This is a genomic window from Kribbella sp. NPDC058245 (genome assembly GCF_042882005.1).
In the GTDB taxonomy this organism is placed as follows: Bacteria; Actinomycetota; Actinomycetes; order Propionibacteriales; family Kribbellaceae; genus Kribbella.
This window is the reverse complement of record NZ_JBHVWY010000007.1, coordinates 44,922-62,908: the sequence shown is the minus strand read 5'-3', so window position 1 is coordinate 62,908 and position 17,987 is coordinate 44,922. Positions and strand designations below refer to the sequence as shown.

The window sequence follows — 17,987 nt, the reverse complement described above, 5'->3', positions numbered from 1 at the left end:
GCGCCGTACCGGATGTCAGGACTGCGAGCGCGCCGCGTCCATCGCCTGCGCCAGGGTCTGCTCGCTCGGGGCGAACGACGTGACGCCGTGATCGCCCAGGAGGAACATCCGGTTGGTGAAGCCGGGCGGCACGAACACCAGGAACTCCTCGGCCCGGTACGCCGGCCAGGCGGCCAGGTCCTCGACCGTCGTCCCCAGGTCGGGGCTCGGCGCCGCGGCGGTCAGCCACTCGGCCAGCCGGACCCGGCCGGCCTGGGCCACGTCGTCCGGTGCCAGCGCTGATTCCTGCTCGCTCATACGGCTCGGTTCCCTCCACCTGCGTTGACGCCGGGCACCGCCGGCATCTCGTTGCGTCCGGCCATCTGCTGGGCGTTCATGGCCATTTCGTTCTGGCCGTCCATGTAGGCCTTCATCGCGTTCTGGGCGCCGGTCAGCGACGCGCCGATCTGCTTGGCCGCGGCCTCGATGGTCGGCGACCAGTGCTGCGCGTACTCGCCGACCGCGGCCGCGACGACCGTGAAGACGTCGTACTTCATACCGTCGGCGATGGTCTGCAGCCGGGTGCCGTAGTCCTTGGCCAGCCCGTCGAACGGCTCGGCCGCCTTACTGGTGTCGGTGAGGACCTTGCTCGCGGCCTCGATATCGATGTTCCAGTCCACTCAGTCACTCCTCAGGTCTGCCGGAGCACTCACCGGCCGACGACAGGTCCGGGTACCTCGAACCGAGATACCCGGAGCCGGCGGACGCGAAGGTCAGCCGCCGATGCCGTCGACGGCCGACGATGCCTTCTTCAGGGTCGCGGCGGCGGTCGAGTCGTTCTGCGCCATCGTGTCCTTGAGGGTCTTGATGATCGCGAGCGTCTGGTCGGCCGCCTTGTTGAAGCGGTCCTCGACGGCGCGGTAGTTCTCGGTCACGCCGCTGGCCGACGCGTCCGACAGTGCTGCCGTGACGTTCTGCCGGTGGGCGGCGATCAGGCCGGAGATCTGACCGGCGAGGCTGTTGATCGTCGACTGCACCTCGCCCGAGGCGGCGGTGTCGTAGCTGTTGCGGTTTGCCATCGTCAGTTCCTCTCTCAGCGCTTACCGAACTTGGCGGCGTTGAAGTCAGCCGAGCCCTGGTTCTTCTTCGCCGTGTCGGCCATCTCGCTGTCACCACCGCGGAAGGCGGTGTCCATCCCGGACTGGCCTTCGTTGATCGCGGCCAGTCCCGCGTTCAGGGCGCCGGCGATACCGTCGACCTGTGACTTGAAGCCGTCGAACATCTGCTTGCCGGCGCCGTTCATCTTGCCTTCCAGGGGCTGGGCAGCGGCGACCAGCTGCTTCACCAGGCCACCGAGATCCTGGGTTCCGCTCGTGGTCTTCTTCGCCAACTGGCTCAGGGTGTCCTGGCCCATGTCCCAGCGTTGTCCGCTCACGGTCTCTCCTCCGAAAAGTCATGGTTGCGCCGCGACCGCAACGATAGTCGGAGCATCGGGTCACCGACGCACCGCCGCTCACCCCCACGGACCTTTCCGTCCACGTCGAAAGGTCCGTTCACCATCCCGCGCTGCCGGTACTGCGGAATTGGTTGCCTCGATCAAGTACCGCGCGTTATCCGGCGGCCCGCTTCCGGGCCGGTGCCTTCTTCGCGGCAGTCTTCTTGACAGTGCTCTTCTTCGCCGCGGTGGCGACCGCAGTCTTCTTCGCCGGCGCTGTCTTCTGTGCCGCAACAGCCTTCTTCACCGGAGCCGCAGTCTTCTTCGCGGCCGTCTTCTTCGCGGCCGTCTTCTTCGCGGGCAGGGCCTTGGCTTCTGCCGCCAGCACCTTGGCGCTCGGCTTGGCCGCACGGCCTTCGAGGATCTCGCGCAGGAACTCACCCGTGTACGACGCCGGGTTCGCGGCGATCTCCTCCGGCGTCCCCTCCCCCACCAGCGTGCCGCCGCGGCGGCCGCCGTCGGGTCCGAGGTCGATGATCCAATCGGCGGTCTTGATCACGTCGAGGTTGTGCTCGATGACCAGCACCGAGTTGCCCTTGTCGACCAGGCCGCCGAGAACGCCGAGCAGTTTGCGGATGTCCTCGAAGTGCAGACCGGTGGTCGGCTCGTCCAGCACGTAGACCGTGCGGCCGGTCGAGCGCCGCTGCAGCTCGGAGGCCAGCTTCACGCGCTGTGCCTCACCACCGGACAGCGTCGGTGCCGGCTGGCCGAGCCGGACGTATCCGAGACCGACCTCGACCAGGGTGGTCAGGTGCCGGGAGATCGCCGGGATCGCGGCGAAGAACTCCGCGGCCTCCTCGATCGGCATGTCCAGGACGTCGGCGACCGTCTTGCCCTTGTAGTGCACCTCGAGCGTCTCGCGGTTGTACCGCGCGCCGTGGCAGACCTCGCAGGGAACGTAGACGTCCGGCAGGAAGTTCATCTCGATCTTCAGCGTGCCGTCACCGGAGCACGCCTCACAGCGGCCGCCCTTGACGTTGAACGAGAACCGGCCCTGCAGGTAGCCGCGGACCTTCGCCTCCGGCGTCTCCGCGAACAGCTTGCGGACGTGGTCCCAGACACCCGTGTAGGTCGCCGGGTTCGACCGCGGGGTCCGACCGATCGGTGACTGGTCGACGTGGATGACCTTGTCGACCTGGTCCATGCCGGAGATCTTCGTGTGCCGGCCGGGCACCGTGCGGGCGCCGTAGATCTGGCGGGCCAGCGACGTGTAGAGGATGTCGTTGACCAGCGTCGACTTCCCCGAGCCCGAGACCCCGGTGACCGCGACGAACACCCCGAGCGGGATGGTCACGTCGATGTCCTGCAGGTTGTTCTGGCGGGCGCCGTACACCGTGAGCTCGCGGCCTTCGGTGAGCGGCCGGCGGACCGCCGGGATCGGGATCTCCTTACGGCCGGAGATGTAGGCACCGGTGATCGAGTCCGGGTGGTTGCGCAGATCCTCGACCGTGCCGGAGACGACGACCTGGCCGCCGTGCTCCCCCGCGCCCGGGCCGATGTCGACGACCCAGTCGGCGTGGTCGATGGTGTCCTCGTCGTGCTCGACGACGATCAGCGTGTTGCCCAGGTCCTTGAGCCGGACCAGGGTGTCGATGAGGCGCCGGTTGTCGCGCTGGTGCAGACCGATCGACGGCTCGTCCAGCACATACAGCACGCCGACCAGGCCGGAACCGATCTGGGTGGCGAGCCGGATCCGCTGCGCCTCACCACCGGACAGCGAACCCGCCGGCCGGCTCAGCGCGAGGTAGTCCAGGCCGACGTCGAGCAGGAACCGCAGCCGCTCGCCGATCTCCTTCACGACCCGCTCGGCGATCTGCTTCTCGCGCGGCGACAGCTCCATCCCGCGCAGGAAGTCGTGCACCTCGTCGATCGACATCGCGCTGATCTCGGCGATGTTCTTCCCGCCCAGGGTGACCGCGAGCGAGATCGGCTTCAGCCGGGCCCCGTTGCAGGCCAGGCACGGGACCTCGCGCATGTACTCCTCGAAGCGGTCCCGGCTGGTGTCGCTGGACGCCTCGGCGTGCCGGCGCTCGACATACGGGATGACGCCTTCGAAGGTCGTGTAGTAGGACCGCTCGCGGCCGTAACGGTTCTGGTAGGAGACGTGCACCTGCTTGTCGTGCCCGGTGAGCAGCGACTTCTTCGCCTTCGCGGGCAGCTCGGCGAACGGCGTACTGGTCTTGATCTTGAGGTCCTTGGCCAGCGCCCCGAGCAGGCGCTCGAAGTACTGTGAGACGTTCGCGCCGGACCAGGGCTGGATCGCACCCTCGTCGAGCGACTTCTCCGGGTCCGGGACGAGCAGGTCGGGGTCGACCTCCATCCGGGTCCCGAGACCGGAGCAGGCCGGGCAGGCGCCGTACGGCGAGTTGAACGAGAACGACCGCGGTTCCAGCTCGTCGATCGCCAGCGGGTGATCGTTCGGGCAGGCGAGCTTCTCGGAGAACCGGCGCTCGCGGCCCGGGTCCTTCTCCGGGAGGTCGACGAAGTCGAGCAGGAGCAGACCGCTGGCCAGGTTCAGCGCGGTCTCCACCGAGTCGGTCAGCCGCTGCTTGGCCGAACTCTTCACCGCGAGCCGGTCGACGACCACCTCGATGGTGTGCTTCTTCTGCTTGTCGAGCTTCGGCGGCTCGGTGAGCTGGATGATCTCGCCGTCGACCCGGGCGCGGGAGAAGCCCTGGCCGGTGAGCTGACGGAAGAGATCGAGATACTCCCCCTTGCGGCCGCGAACGACCGGGGCCAGCACCTGGAACCGGGTCCCGTCGTCGAGCTCCAGGACCCGGTCGACGATCTGCTGCGGGGTCTGCCGCGCGATCGCCTCGCCGCACTCGGGACAGTGCGGCCGGCCCGCGCGGGCAAACAGCAGCCGCAGGTAGTCGTAGACCTCGGTGATCGTGCCGACCGTCGAGCGCGGGTTGCGCGAGGTCGACTTCTGGTCGATCGAGACCGCCGGCGACAGACCCTCGATGAAGTCGACGTCGGGTTTGTCCATCTGGCCGAGGAACTGACGCGCATACGCCGACAGCGACTCGACGTAGCGCCGCTGGCCCTCGGCGAAGATCGTGTCGAAGGCCAGGCTGGACTTGCCCGAGCCGGACAGGCCGGTGAAGACGATCATCGCGTCCCGGGGCAGGTCGACCGAGACGTCCTTCAGGTTGTGCTCACGTGCTCCGCGCACGATCAGACGGTCAGACACAAGCTCACTCTCAGACGTTCTCGGGGGTTGACCGGGGCATACCCCGTGATGCTAACGAGGCCCACCGACAAAAACTTCCAAGCTGCCGAGCGGAGCAACCGTTTCGAAAGTATATTCGATCGGAACCGGCCTTCCACGCAAATCCGCGCAGATGCGAGGATCAGCCGGAGTAGACAAAAACCAGGCACCCAAGATCCAGGGAGCGGCTCGCATGCCGGAGTACCACGGAAACGTCGAGGTCGGCGGACCCGCGCAGACCCACGAACTGGCCAAGCTGATGATCACCAAGGTCGCGGTCGGCCCGATGAACAACAACGCCTACCTGTTGCGCTGCCGGCAGACCGACGAGCAGGTCCTGATCGACGCCGCCAACGACGCGGCCACACTGCTCACCCTGATCGGCGACGGCGGCCTGGCCCGCATCGTCACCACCCACCGCCACGGCGACCACTGGCAGGCGCTCGCGGAGGTCGTCGCCAAGACCGGCGCCACCACCGTCGCCGGCCGCTTCGACGCCGAAGGCATCGACGTACCGACCGACCAGCTCGCCGACGAGGGCGACCAGATCTCCGTCGGCGACTGCCGCCTGCGCGTGATCCACCTGGTCGGCCACACCCCCGGCTCGATCGCCCTCGTGTACGACGACCCCGACGGCGCCCCTCACGTCTTCACCGGCGACTGCCTCTTCCCCGGCGGCGTCGGCAACACCGAGAAGGACCCGAAACGCTTCGAGTCCCTCCTCAACGACGTCGACACCAAACTCTTCGGCACCCTCCCCGACGAGACCTGGGTCTACCCCGGCCACGGCGCCGACACCACCCTCGGCACCGAACGCCCCCACGTAGCGGAGTGGCGCGAACGCGGCTGGTGAGGCGCTAGCGTCCGAACAAGCGGAGCACATGGTCGGCGCGTTTTCGGACGTTAACCGCGATCTCTGCACTCGGCGAAGTGCCGCCGCCGGACATCCGACGGCCCCCTCGCCACCAGTGATGCCCTGAACCACCTTGTGATTGCCAGAGACCTGTTGCACGGCGTCTCCGGCCCCGACTCCCTGTCTCCGGCCACCAGTGGTGGCGCGGGGGCTGGGGACTTCTGCCCGTCAATTCCGGTCAGTTCCGCTCCCCGACTCAGCCAGGCAGGTCGAGTGCCTGAGCGACGGCGGCGGTCACCGCCTGCTCGCACCCGGCTACGTGCTGCCGCGCCCGCTCGGCAACCAAGCCGACGAAGTCGGTTCAGGTCTCGCTCCACTCCACCCAGGCCCGTGCCGCACTTCACTGCGCCCGCCCTTTCCGGTCGGTGGACCGGGCGCCCCGCCTTGTGCACCCACCAACCACTATCGGCGCGGAAATATGACTGGTGGGTGCTCAAGGTGTTTTCGTGATGCGGGGCACAATCCTGACCGATCGGTTGAAAACTGGCCGATCGGTCAGGGAAGATGAGGTCATGACGACGACTCCGGCGCGGGAGCGCACCCGGCACGAGATTGTGCGGCAGGCGATGGGGTTGTTCCAGGACCGTGGGTATTCGGCTGTTTCGTTGCAGGACATCGCGTCGGCGGCTGGGTGTTCCAAGGCGACCGTGCTCTACCACTTCAACGGCAAGGCGGCTGTGCTGGCTGCTGTACTCGAGCCGGCCGCGGCCGACCTCGCTGCGCTGGTCGCGGCCGCAGACCAGTTGTCGCGGGCCGCGGCGCAGGAGTTCGCGATCGGCGAGTTCACCGACCTCGCCGTCCGCTACCGCGGCGTGATGGACGTCGTCCAGGAGCTCATTCCTTTCATCCAGGAGATGCCGGAGCTCGCGCTGCTGGTGGCCGACGGCATCCGGCTCAAAGGGTTCCTGGCCGGTTCCGACGATCCGCTCGAGCAAGACCTGGCCGGGTTCGCACTGAACGGACTGACGGCCGAGTGCCGGCATGCCGACGGCCGGACCGACGAGGAGTTGCACCGCCTCTGCGAGGCCGCGCTGAACCGCCTGTTCAGACCCAGCTGATCGACCCGAGTTCTGTTCGACCGGCCCACCGGGTACGACGGGCGGCCGGATTCTGCCCATACGTCAAGAACGGATGCCATCCGATGGCCAACCTCCTGTACCGGCTCGGCCGGTTCTCCTACCAGCGCCGGCGCCTGGTCGCCGCGATCTGGGCGGTGTTCATCGTCGCGCTCGGGGTCGGTGCGCTGACCCTCGGTGGCGGCACGACCAACACCTTCTCGATCCCGGGGACCGAGTCGCAGCGTGCGCTCGACGCCCTCAAGCAGGATCTGCCGGCCGCCAGCGGCGCGTCGGCGACCATCGTGGTGAAGGCGCCGGACGGCAAGACGCTGGCCGACCCGACCGTGAAGGCCGCCGTCGGCGCGACCGTCGCCAAGGCCGCGAAGGTGCCCGAGGTGATCGCCGCGATCGACCCGTTCACCAGCAAGGCGATCAGCCCGGACGGGCGGACCGGACTGATCAGCGTCCAGTTCGCGAAGCCGGCCGATGAGCTGTCCAAGGCAAGCACCGAGGGGTACGACGGTCTGTCCGCGCTCAGCACGGGTGACCTGCAAGTGGTCCCAGGCGGTCAGGTGGTCGGCGGCGTACCGGAGATCGGTGTCACCGAGGTCATCGGCGTCGTGGTCGCGGCACTCGTGCTCGTCATCACCTTCGGCTCGCTCGTCGCAGCCGGTATGACGCTTCTGACCGCCCTGCTCGGTGTGGCCGCCGGGATGGCCGGGCTGTTCATCGTGACCGCGTTCACCGATGTCTCCTCGACCGGTCCGATCCTGGCGTTGATGCTCGGCCTCGCGGTCGGTATCGACTACGCGCTGTTCATCAGCTCGCGGCACCGCACGCAGCTCGCCGAGGGGCTGGACGCCGAGGAATCGGTGGCGCGGGCGACCGCGACCGCGGGTTCGGCCGTGCTGTTCGCCGGGGCGACCGTCGTGATCGCGCTGGCCGGGTTGTCCGTGGTCGGCGTACCGTTCCTGACCGCGATGGGACTCGCAGCCGCGGCGACCGTGCTGACCGCCGTACTGGTTGCGCTCACGCTGGTTCCGGCCATGCTCGGCTTCGTCGGCGACCGGATCCTGCCGCGCAAGATCCGCAAGACGCCGGCCGCCGTCGTACCGGCTGAAGGCTTCGGCTTCCGCTGGGGCCGGTTCGTGACGCGCTTCCGCATCCCGATCGTTGCCGTCGGCATCATTGGTCTCGGGCTGCTCGCGATCCCGGCGAAGGACATGCGGCTCGCGCTGCCCGACGGCGCCTCCGCGGCGGCCGGCAGCCACCAGCGCGTTGCCTACGACCTCACCGCCGAGGCCTTCGGTCCGGGCGCCAACGGTCCGCTGATCGTGGTTGTGAAGAGCAACGACCCGAAGCAGTCCGGCGCGGTGGTCCAGCAGTTGCTGACCAAGGTGCCGACACTGCCCGATGTCATCGCGGCCCAGCCCGCGGCCGCCAGCCAGGACGGTACGACGCAACTGGTGCAGATCATCCCCAAGAGCGGACCTGCCTCCGAGGCGACCTCCGACCTGGTGAAGAACGTCCGCGACACCGTGCAGCCGCTCGCCGCGAACGGAGCGACGATCTCGGTCACCGGTAACACCGCAGTCGGTGTCGACGTCTCACAGAAGCTGGCCGACGCACTGCCGATCTATCTCCTCCTGATCGTCGGGTTGTCGTTCCTCCTTCTGCTGCTGGCGTTCCGCTCGATCCTCGTCCCGCTGAAGGCGACCCTCGGGTTCGTCCTCACGATCGGCGCGACCTTCGGCATCACCGTCGCGGTCTTCCAGGAGGGTCACCTGGCCGGCCTGTTCGGCATCGACAACCCCGGCCCGATGGTGAGCTTCCTGCCGATCATCATGATGGGCATCCTGTTCGGCCTCGCGATGGACTACGAGGTCTTCATCGTCTCCCGCGTTCGCGAGGAGTTCGTGCACGGGAAGCAAGCCACCGCCGCCACCGTCGAAGGCCTCGGCCACGGCGCCCGGGTGGTGACCGCGGCTGCCCTGATCATGGCCTCGGTCTTCGCCGGCTTCATCCTGGTCCACGACCCGATCATCAAGGCCATCGGCTTCGGCCTCACGATCGGCGTCCTGATCGACGCGTTCGTCGTCCGGATGACGCTCGTCCCGGCCGTCCTCAGCCTGCTGGGCAAGGCCGCCTGGTGGTTCCCGAAGTGGCTCGACCGCATCACGCCGAACGTCGACATCGAAGGCGAATCCCTCCGCGTCGAAGAGAAACCCGCTAAGGAACTCGCCGAAGTTCACTGATCGTGTGAGGGGGCGCCACCCGGTGCCCCCTCACCGCTCGGTGCTGAACTCGATGCGTCGCAGTGAGGGAAGAAGCAGAGGCAGCAGCATGGCGACGGCCAGCAGTCCCCCACCGGTGACCGCGACAGCCGCCGTACCGAATGCTGCGGCCAGCAACGGGATCGACAGTTGGCCGATCGGGATCGAGGCGAACGATCCGAACTCGTCCCAGGCTCCGACGCGTGAGAGCAGGCGTTCGGGGATTTGCTGATGACAGACCGTCGACCAGACGACGGTGAAGAACTCCGCGGCGACCCCGGCAGCGAACGCCGCTGCGGCCAGCCAGAAGATGTTCGCGCCGGTACCGATCAGGACCAGCGGGACGGCGGGCAGGGTCATCAGGGTCAGCGCGCGGATCATCGGCCGCCGTACCGTCAGCTTCACCATCGCCACGGTGGCCAGGAGCGCGCCGACGGCTCGGGCGCTCAGCACCAGACCCCAGCCTTCCGGGCCGATCGTGTCCGCGGCGATCACCGGACCGAGGATCTGCCAGATCCCCACTGATACGGCGTTCAGGACCGCGAACGCCAGGGTCACCGACCAGATCCACGAGTTGGAACTGAAGTAGCTCCAGCCTTCGCGCAGTTCGGCGAGCATGCTTGGGGCGCCCTCGGCGCGAGCCGGCCGGGCGGGGAGCAACATCCGGCCGAAGCAGGCGGCGGCCAGCAAGAACGAGGCGGCGTCCGCTGCGATCGCCCAGCCGCCGCCGACCGCCACGGTCAGGAAGCCTGCGGCCGCCGGTCCGATCATCCGGGCCAGATTTCTCGACGACGCCAGCAACGAGTTGGCCACCTGGATACCGCGTCCGGCCGCCAACTGCGGGACGATGCCGCGCATCGTCGGCGTGGTCAGCGCCTGAAAGATGCCGTTGAGGGCCGCGAGTGGCAGCAGGAATACGGGATCCTGGTGAGTCAGCAGCACGAACGCCACACCCGCTTGGCTGACGCCGGCGCCGAGGCCGGCCAGCGCCAAGACGATGTCGCGGCGGTACCGGTCCGCGATGCCTCCACCGATGATCATCATCGCGATCATCGGAACCGTCGACGCAGTCAGAACCGCAGACAACCACCGGGCGCTGTTCGTGAGCTCCAGTACGCCGAACGCCAGCGCGACCGGCGCCATCGCGCTGCCCGCCATCGAGATCGACCAGCCCGCGAAGAACCACCGAAACGGACCCGACCGCAGCGGCCGCGCATCCATTTCAGGCACAACCACCAATACTGTCCGCCGCAGCACCCCCTATCAAACGGTTTTCGTCACCGCAACAGACTCGACGCGTCCCCCACCCGGTACGGCAGGTAGCTCTCGGCCGAGATCGACTTCCGCCCTGCCACCACGGAACTCGGAATCAAATAGATACTGCCGTCGCCCAGCAGAATGAAGAACAGATCGATCGTGTCCGGGTCGTACGGCATCCTTCCCGGCGGTCTTGTCGAGCGTGTAGGGACGGCGGCCGATACCAACACCCCAGTAGCCCTTGCCGTTCCGCGCGGCGCACGTCTTCACCTGCACGCGCTGAACGCCCTTCGCGGTGGTGACGAGCAAGTCGTACTCCTGAGGTTCGACCGGCAGCGCGACTGCGCAGCCTCGCAACGTGAACCACGCCATCGCCACCGCCGAGGCCGCGTACCGCAAGGTCGTCAGCTGGACCGGATGGCCGAAGAGCTCACCATCCGGCACCGGGTCTCGTGGGCGTTCGAAATGGGTGAAGTCCAGGCCCAACCGAACCGCGTGCCCCTTCATAGACGTGCGGACCGTGCCATTGTCCAGAATCCCAAGTGCGCTGAGCACGTCCGCCCAACAGGTCGCCGCCGGCACGGCCGCCCGCAATTGGGCGTCGGACCACGGGCGTTGGCCGGTGAAGTGCGTCGAGTCGAGTCCGAGCCGCTCGGCGTGCCGCTTCAGGACCCGGATCGAACCGGCGGATGTCCCTTTCAACCCGAGCGCTCTCGCCACGCCGCGCCAGGAGTGGCTGTCCTTGATGGCCGACTGCAGATCCTCGTCGGTCCAGTTTCGTCGATCCCCCAGAGTGTTCATGAGCCCAAACTAAAGAGGAGCACCAACAAAAATCGGTGCTCCTCCACTGTCGGGCTGACAGGATTCGAACCTGCGATCTCGTGGCCCCCAGCCACGCGCCTTAGCCAAACTAGGCCACAGCCCGCCGCTCGGCTTCGTACCCCCGAGCAGGAAGAACCTTACCCCATGTTGAGGGGTGGTTATGAACGGGGTGGGAGGGTGATGGTTCGGGACCAGATGGTGGAGGTGGTGGGCTTGTTGAGGGACCAGTTGGCGCCTCGGTCGCCGAAGGCGAGGACCGTGGTGGGGCCGGTTTGGATGAGGGATCCGTTGGCCGAGTTGCGGTAGTCGACGTAGGTCGGTGGGGACCACGTCGTGCCGTTGCCGTCGTCGGAGACGGCCATCGACTGGCCCGGACGGCCGTAGTACAGGAGGAGACGGTTGTCGGGGAGCAGGACGAGGCTCGGGAAGACGCCGGTCATGGCGACGCCGTTGGTGGCGTGCAGGGGTGTGGGGGCGGTCCACGCCTTGCCGTTGTCGGTGGAGCGCGCCTGGTACATCTGCAGGTAGGAGCCGGTGCGCATGACGGCGAGGAGGCTGCCGTCGGCGGTGCGGACGACGCCAGCTTCGCAGAAGCCTTCGCCGTTGATGGTCGCGCTGTAGGCGATCGTGGACTGCGTTGTCCAGTTGAGGCCGCCGTCGGTGGAGCGGATCAGGATCTGCCGGTAGCGGGTGTCGCCGTCGTAGTAGCCGTAGCCCGACTGGTACAACGTGCCGTCGGGGTCTTCCACGACGCCGTGGACCAGGACGAAGCCACCCATGGTGCGGCCCGGCCGGCTGCTGGTGGAGCTGATCGGTTTCATGAGTACCGGGGTGGTCATGGCGCCGACGCGGATCGCGCCCCAGGTCTGGCCGCCGTCGTGGGATACGGAGGACTCGACGTCTGCGCTGCGGTTCCCGGTGCGCATGTAGGTGTGGTACGAGACCGCGAGCAGGTCGCCGTTGCGCAGCTTCGACAAGCTGTACGACTGCGCGGTCGGCATCGGGTTGCGGGCAGGCACGGGCTGCCAGGTCCCGCCCTGGTCGGGCGACGCGGCGATGCGAGTGCCGTTGCTGGCGGTGACATCGGCGTGCGCGCCGTAGGTCACCAGCGATTCGGTGCCGTTGGCAACCGCCGAGTGCGGCATCTGCAGCAGATCGTTGTTCACCGAGTCGACGGTGACTGCCGGCCCGACCGTGACTGATCCGGGCGGCAGTACGTCGGCAGCGGGCAGCGCGGAGATGTCGTCGACGAAGAGCTCGTCGCCGGTCGGCGCGGTCCCGTTGCTCGACACCTCAAAGGTCGTGAGGTCCGTGACGCGCCGCATCCCGATCGGCCCACCGGCCAGCTGCCGGACGCCGTTCACCGACACCTGCGCTTCTTCCTGATCCGCAGCAACCTGTACGGCGACCTGGTTCCAAGCCCCGATCCGTACGGCGCCTGCCGGGCTCACGGTCGTCCAGTAGTTCCCGTCGTACCAGCGCAGGCTGCCGTCGGACCCGATCGCGATGTGGAAGACGAGCCGCTGGTCGGTGAACCCTTCCATGTGGCCCTGCAGTGAGATCTGGAACCCGTTGGCCAGCGCGACCGGGTAGACCGCGAGCTTCAGGTCGACCCCGCGCTGCGGCACGAGCGGGCACGAGATCACGGTCTGCTTGTCGGTCGCCCGGTCGTTGAGCCGCAGCGACCGCGCTCCGGTGTTCGCACGCAGCGTGCTGACCACACCGGCTGCCTTGCCAGCAGGCGTGCTGCACCCAGTCGGTACGGCGTCAACCGGCTCGGACTCGAATCCGCGGCCGGCCGTGGTCCGCACGTCGTCGAAGTAGACCTTGTCGCCCTGCGGGACCGTGCCGTTGCTGGCGAACTGATACCCGGTCAGGTCGAGGACAGCCGCCGTACCGGCCCGATTCGCCGTACCGACCACGGCGCCGTTGACCGATACCTGTGCGGACGCCGGTCCCCCGTCGACCCGGAAGGTGTTCCAGGCGGCGAGGTGCACTGTGCCGGCCGGTGCGAGCGGCGACCAACTGGCGCCGTCGTACCACTGGATCGCACCGTTGGACTGGACGTTCAGGTGGTAGATCACGCCGGCCGCGCCGCCCTGCCAGCGGCCGAGGAGGCTGACCAGGAACCCGTTCGGCACGCTGGCCGGGTACGTCGCGAACGACAGTGAGGTGCTCGGCGCCGGATCCAACGGGCACGTGATCACTGTGTGCGACGAGGCGGACACGTCATTGACCAGGAGAGAGCGCGCACTGGCGTTCGCGCCGCGTTCCGAGCTGACGACCGCGGCACCCTTCCCGGCGGGCGTCGTACAGCCCGCAGGTAGACCGCCGACCGGCTCCACCTCATAGGTGCGCGTGACACCGGGTGGTTCAGCAGCTACGGCGGGTGATGTAACGAGGGGTGCCGCCATCAGGGCAGCAGCAAGCACAAACGGGCGGAACCTCACGGGCGACCTCCGGCGGAGCGTGTCGTTGACACGCACGATGCCGGAGACCGGACCGGACCGCTATCCCTTCAGCACTGGTTTAAAGGGCATTTGCAGCTATTGGCAGTGCGGCTACTTCTTCTTGTTCTTCTGCCGGGCCCGGATCTGGACATGCACGGGGCTGCCGACGAACCCGAAGTCCTCGCGCAGCCGGCGCTCGATGAACCGCTGGTACGACGGCTCGATCTGCCCGGAGGTGAAGATCGCGAACGTCGGGGGCATCGTGGTCGCCTGCGTACCGAACAGGATCTTCGGCTGCTTGCCGGAGCGGACCGGGTGCGGGTGCGCCGCGACCAGCCGGCCGAGGAACGCGTTCAGCTGGCCGGTCGGGACGCGGGTCTGCCAGCCGTCGAGGGCGGCCTCGATCGCCGGGACCAGCTTCTCCATGTGCCGGCCGGTCAGCGCGGAGATGTTCACCCGCGGCGCCCAGCGGAACTGGACCAGGTCGCGGTCGATCTCCTTCTCCAGGTAGTAGCGCCGGTCCTCGTCGACCAGGTCCCACTTGTTGTAGGCGATGACGAGGGCCTTGCCGGCCTCCTCGACCGCGTTCATGATCCGGATGTCCTGCTCGGTCATCGGCAGCGAGGCGTCGACCACCACCACGACGACCTCGGCCCGCTCGATCGCGGCGTTGGTGCGCAGCGAGGCGTAGTACTCGTGGCCCTGGACGTTCTTCACCTTGCGGCGGATGCCGGCGGTGTCGATGAACCGCCACTCCTTGCCGACCAGCGTGATCAGCTCGTCGACCGGGTCGACCGTCGTACCGGCGATGTCGCTGACGACGACCCGGTCCTCCTTGGCGACCTTGTTCAGCAGCGAGGACTTGCCGACGTTCGGCTTGCCGACGATCGCGATCCGGCGCGGGCCGCCGCTCTCGGCGTCGCGCTCGGGCGGTGCCTCGGGCAGCGCGGCCAGGACGGCGTCGAGCATGTCACCGGTCCCCCGGCCGTGCATGGCCGAGATCGGGAACGGTTCGCCGATGCCGAGACCCCACAGGTTCATCGCCTCGGACTCGACCCGCTGGTCGTCGACCTTGTTCGCCGCGAGCACGACCGGCTTGCCGGACTTGCGCAGCACGCGGACCACGGCCTCGTCGGCGTCGGTGATGCCGACGGTCGCGTCGACCACGAACAGCACGGCGTCGGCGGCGTTGATCGCGACCTCGGCCTGGGCGGCGACGAGCGCGGCCATGCCGACCGCGTCCGGGTCCCAGCCGCCGGTGTCGACGACGGTGAAGCTGCGGCCGGCCCAGTCGGCGTCGTACGAGACGCGGTCCCGGGTCACGCCCGGGGTGTCCTCGACGACGGCCTCGCGGCGGCCGATGATGCGGTTGACGAGCGTGGACTTGCCCACATTCGGCCGGCCGACGATGGCGAGCACGGGCAGCGGACCGGAGTCCTCCGCTTCGTGCGTCGTTTCGTCGAAGTCGTAGCCCGTGGGCAGGTCAGTCATCAGGGTCCTTCTTGTCTGGCGCACCCGGGAGCGGGTGACCGGTGGCTGCGACGGCGGCCTTGATATGGGCACGCAGCATGTCGCCGATCTGGTCGGCAACCGCCCGTACGTCGGAGTGCCGCCTAGGAAAGGATACTCGGTCAACCGTGAACGGTTCGCCGTACACAACGTCGACGCGGCTCCCGGACGGCGGGAAACCCTCCACATCGCCGTGCGGCAGCCGGGTCCCGAGCAGTGCCACCGGCAGGATCGGTGCCCCGGTGGCCATCGCCAGGTACGCCGATCCGAGCCGGATCCGGGTGAAATCACCCGCGCCGCGGGTGCCCTCCGGGTAGATGCTCAGCACCCGGCCGTCGCGCAGAACCTTGATGCACTGCCGGATCGCGAGCGGGTCGTACGACGTCCGGTCGATCGGAATCTGGCCGGTCCGGCGCAGGAACAGCCCCTGCAGGCCGCCGAACGCCTCGATCTTGCCGAGCTGATGGAGCATCCGAGGCGCGATCGCGCCGAGCAACGGGCCGTCCAGCAGGCTCAGATGGTTCGGCGTCATCAGCACCGGACCGGTCCGCGGGAACAGCTCCTCGTGATGGACGTGCAGGTCGTATTTGCGCGCGAAGTACCGGCTCGCGACCGCCCGGACCGGGACAGCCAGCCGGTGCGGCAGCCTTGGCAGATCATCTGTGGCCGGCAGTTCCTGCCGTCTGGTGAGCTCGGCTGTCACCCGGTCGAGGCCTCCTTGGCGAGTCTGCTGATCACGTCGATGACCTCCTCCAGGGACAGATCGGTGGAGTCGATGGTGACCGCGCCGTCCGAGGCGACCTGGAACTCCGACACGGTGGAATCGTCGCGGTCGCGACGGATGATCTGGTCACGCAACTGCTCCGCGGTGACCGAGCCGGCGCCCAGTTCGGCGCCGCGCCGCGCCAGCCGGGCCTCCTGGTCCGCGGTCAGCAGCACCTTCAGCTCGGCGTCGGTGGCGACCACGGTCGCGATGTCGCGGCCCTCGACCACGATCCCGCCGCTGGGCTGGGCGTCGTCGATGATCTCCCGCTGCCGGCGGATCAACTCCTTGCGAACGTCCAGATTGGTCGCGATCTTGCTGACCCGCTCGCTGATCCGCGGCTCCCGGATCGCCGCGGTGATGTCGGTCCCGTCCGCGATCACGAACTGGTGCAGCGGGTCGGTGCTCAGCTCGAGCCGCAGCTCACGCGCCCGCTGCGCGACCGCCGCGGTGTCGTCCAGATCCAGCCCATGCTCGATCGCCGACCACGTCACCGCCCGGTACGTCGCCCCCGTGTCCAGGAACCGCAGTCCCAGCCGGTCGGCCACACCCCGAGCGGTACTCGACTTACCGGACCCGCTCGGCCCGTCCACAGCGATGATCATGGCCTGAGAATATCCGCCGCCGAGGACAACCTTCGACCAACTAGGTCCGTGTGTGAAACTGCGGCACGGATGCTCGGCACCTCCGGTACTTCCCGGCGGTGGTCGATCACGCCACCATGAGCCGCGCCGCCGAGGCCGCGCCGACCCGGCCGCCTCCTCACCATGCCCCTCCTCGCCCTCTGGGGCGAACACGGCTTCGTCGGTCGCAACTACGACGTACTGAACGTCTGGAGCGACTACGCCACCAACGTCGTCGGCCACTCCCTCCCCGAAGAACAACCCATCCTGGTAGCCACCCTCCGCAACTTCTTCGCCGACACGACCGACTGCACGTAGCCCCCCGGCCGGCGCCTCCGCCGCCGCGCGCCGGGTGTGCGGGTGTGCGGGTGTGCGGGTTTGCGGGTTTGCGGGTGTGGCGATCTCGCCACTACCTGCAGTCCTTGATGCGGCCGGCGGCGTACGGCATTGGCTGCTCGCCGCCGCGGCCGGCTTACAAAGACGGGTGGCTAGGGCGGTCTTGGGCTGAGGGGGATGGTGCGCCCGGCAACCGCGGCTCAGGTCGCCTGAGCTTCCGGGCTGTGGTTGCGGTCAGTGACAGGACGGCCTAGATGGTGACCCATCGTGGCGGACGCTCCCCCCGCACAGGCCCTCACCCTCGCCACATCTCATGGGGTAACCCCAAAGCCGGTTAGTTAGCGGGTCGGCGGCGGTATCAAGCGGCCCGGTTGGGTCCGGTTTGCGGAGTGCTGCTGTCGCGGTGGCTGGCGCGCTGTGGCTCCCCAAACCGGTTTGGGGAGAGTTAGCCCGGCCCGAAACGAGATGTGGGGAGGATTTTGCCCCCGAATCGGTCGCATATCCTCCCCACTCTGGTTGGACGCCGACCCGGATCCTCCCCGGGAACCGGTTACGTCCGAAGACACGCCGTACCAGGCGTGCAGGGCTTCGGACGTCAGCTCGCCCCGCAGGCCGGTTGACACCAACCCTGACCCACTAACTAACTGGCTTTGGGGGTAACCCATCAGGTGGCAGGTCCGGGGTCTGCGAGGGGTACGGCCGCCTGGGAGTCCTCGCTAATTGGTGGATTTTCGTCACCGAGTCCCTAAAACTCACCAACTAACGCGGCCCGAACCCGCGCTGGGTCCGTCTGCTCGTTATCGGTCACTTTTTCGTCAAATGGCGCCGAAAACTTCACCACTAGCGCAGATCCTGGACCCCAGCCAGAGCACGGACGCCCAAGCAACAGCGGCTCGATCGCCAACCGCACCATCCCCTCAGCCCCACTCCGAACGCTCGCCTTTCGGCGCAGGTCGTGGACCTCAACCACAGCCCGGAAGCCCAAACAACGGGCACGCGATCGCCGAGCGCACCATCCCCCTCAGCCACGCGCCGGGCCCCAGCCACCCGCCACCGTAAATCGGCCGCAGCGGCGAGCAACCACAAGCCCACGTGCCCGGCCGCAGTCGGATCGGCGAGCAACCATCCCGCCGTACCGAACCGGCCGCATCGGAGCGAACGCGCGCCCGAACCGCCGCCACATCGGAGCGAACGCGAGCCCGGACCGCCGCCACATCGGAGCGAACGCGAGCCCGGACCGCCGCCACATCGGAGCGAACGCGAGCCCGGACCGCCGCCACATCGGAGCGAACGCGAGC

Annotated in this window: 16 protein-coding genes and 1 tRNA gene; 4 read left to right on the top strand and 13 right to left on the bottom strand. The window is 68.1% G+C overall.

What is annotated here, in order from left to right; translation table 11 throughout:
* Nucleotides 1-15 precede the first annotated feature (15 nt).
* From ACFVWG_RS18100 to uvrA, 5 genes are all read right to left on the bottom strand, one after another.
* Entirely contained in the window at nucleotides 16-297 is a 282-nt protein-coding gene (locus ACFVWG_RS18100) for a hypothetical protein (RefSeq protein ID WP_391544441.1), read from the bottom strand.
* On the bottom strand, nucleotides 294-659 hold the full coding sequence (locus ACFVWG_RS18095) for a DUF6507 family protein (protein WP_391544440.1): 366 nt from the start codon (nucleotides 657-659) through the stop codon (nucleotides 294-296). Before ACFVWG_RS18095 ends, ACFVWG_RS18100 begins: the two co-directional genes overlap by 4 nt.
* A gap of 93 nt (nucleotides 660-752) precedes the next feature.
* Nucleotides 753-1,058 carry a hypothetical protein gene (locus ACFVWG_RS18090; RefSeq protein ID WP_391544439.1) on the bottom strand — a complete coding sequence of 102 codons (306 nt, stop codon included), beginning with the start codon at nucleotides 1,056-1,058 and terminating at the stop codon, nucleotides 753-755.
* 14 nt (nucleotides 1,059-1,072) lie between these two features.
* Nucleotides 1,073-1,414, bottom strand: coding sequence for a hypothetical protein (locus tag ACFVWG_RS18085; RefSeq protein WP_391544438.1), 342 nt, complete (start codon nucleotides 1,412-1,414; stop codon nucleotides 1,073-1,075).
* Between the two features lie 175 nt (nucleotides 1,415-1,589).
* Nucleotides 1,590-4,667 carry an excinuclease ABC subunit UvrA gene (gene uvrA, locus ACFVWG_RS18080; RefSeq protein ID WP_391544437.1) on the bottom strand — a complete coding sequence of 1,026 codons (3,078 nt, stop codon included), beginning with the start codon at nucleotides 4,665-4,667 and terminating at the stop codon, nucleotides 1,590-1,592.
* 211 nt (nucleotides 4,668-4,878) lie between these two features.
* On the opposite strand from uvrA, the gene ACFVWG_RS18075 reads away from it, so the two are divergent.
* From ACFVWG_RS18075 to ACFVWG_RS18065, 3 genes are all read left to right on the top strand, one after another.
* On the top strand, nucleotides 4,879-5,538 hold the full coding sequence (locus ACFVWG_RS18075) for an MBL fold metallo-hydrolase (protein ID WP_391544436.1): 660 nt from the start codon (nucleotides 4,879-4,881) through the stop codon (nucleotides 5,536-5,538).
* Between the two features lie 572 nt (nucleotides 5,539-6,110).
* Nucleotides 6,111-6,656 carry a TetR/AcrR family transcriptional regulator gene (locus ACFVWG_RS18070; RefSeq protein ID WP_391544435.1) on the top strand — a complete coding sequence of 182 codons (546 nt, stop codon included), beginning with the start codon at nucleotides 6,111-6,113 and terminating at the stop codon, nucleotides 6,654-6,656.
* A gap of 83 nt (nucleotides 6,657-6,739) precedes the next feature.
* On the top strand, nucleotides 6,740-8,911 hold the full coding sequence (locus ACFVWG_RS18065) for an MMPL family transporter (RefSeq protein WP_391544434.1): 2,172 nt from the start codon (nucleotides 6,740-6,742) through the stop codon (nucleotides 8,909-8,911).
* 30 nt (nucleotides 8,912-8,941) lie between these two features.
* On the opposite strand, the gene ACFVWG_RS18060 is transcribed toward ACFVWG_RS18065, so the two are convergent.
* From ACFVWG_RS18060 to cmk, 7 genes are all read right to left on the bottom strand, one after another.
* A complete protein-coding gene (locus ACFVWG_RS18060) occupies nucleotides 8,942-10,150 on the bottom strand; it encodes an MFS transporter (protein WP_391544783.1) in 1,209 nt (402 codons plus the stop codon).
* Between the two features lie 42 nt (nucleotides 10,151-10,192).
* Nucleotides 10,193-10,987 carry a hypothetical protein gene (locus ACFVWG_RS18055; RefSeq protein WP_391544433.1) on the bottom strand — a complete coding sequence of 265 codons (795 nt, stop codon included), beginning with the start codon at nucleotides 10,985-10,987 and terminating at the stop codon, nucleotides 10,193-10,195.
* Between the two features lie 49 nt (nucleotides 10,988-11,036).
* Nucleotides 11,037-11,111 (bottom strand) — tRNA-Pro (locus ACFVWG_RS18050).
* Nucleotides 11,112-11,166: 55 nt separating this feature from the next.
* Nucleotides 11,167-13,458, bottom strand: coding sequence for a sialidase family protein (locus tag ACFVWG_RS18045; protein WP_391544432.1), 2,292 nt, complete (start codon nucleotides 13,456-13,458; stop codon nucleotides 11,167-11,169).
* Nucleotides 13,459-13,569: 111 nt separating this feature from the next.
* Nucleotides 13,570-14,949, bottom strand: a complete 1,380-nt coding sequence (der, locus tag ACFVWG_RS18040; protein ID WP_391544431.1) for a ribosome biogenesis GTPase Der — start codon at nucleotides 14,947-14,949, stop codon at nucleotides 13,570-13,572.
* The gene (locus ACFVWG_RS18035) at nucleotides 14,942-15,670 is read right to left on the bottom strand and encodes a lysophospholipid acyltransferase family protein (RefSeq protein ID WP_391544430.1); all 729 of its coding nucleotides are present in this window, start codon (nucleotides 15,668-15,670) and stop codon (nucleotides 14,942-14,944) included. The genes der and ACFVWG_RS18035 overlap by 8 nt, the downstream gene beginning before the upstream one ends.
* Nucleotides 15,667-16,335 carry a (d)CMP kinase gene (cmk, locus tag ACFVWG_RS18030; protein ID WP_391544429.1) on the bottom strand — a complete coding sequence of 223 codons (669 nt, stop codon included), beginning with the start codon at nucleotides 16,333-16,335 and terminating at the stop codon, nucleotides 15,667-15,669. The genes ACFVWG_RS18035 and cmk overlap by 4 nt, the downstream gene beginning before the upstream one ends.
* Nucleotides 16,336-16,497: 162 nt before the next feature.
* Here cmk and ACFVWG_RS18025 point away from each other — a divergent pair, with 162 nt between their 5' ends.
* Entirely contained in the window at nucleotides 16,498-16,671 is a 174-nt protein-coding gene (locus ACFVWG_RS18025; RefSeq protein WP_391544428.1) for a hypothetical protein, read from the top strand.
* A 1,039-nt stretch (nucleotides 16,672-17,710) separates the two neighbouring features.
* On the opposite strand, the gene ACFVWG_RS18020 is transcribed toward ACFVWG_RS18025, so the two are convergent.
* On the bottom strand, nucleotides 17,711-17,987 hold a 277-nt coding region (locus ACFVWG_RS18020; RefSeq protein ID WP_391544427.1), incomplete at its 5' end, for a hypothetical protein.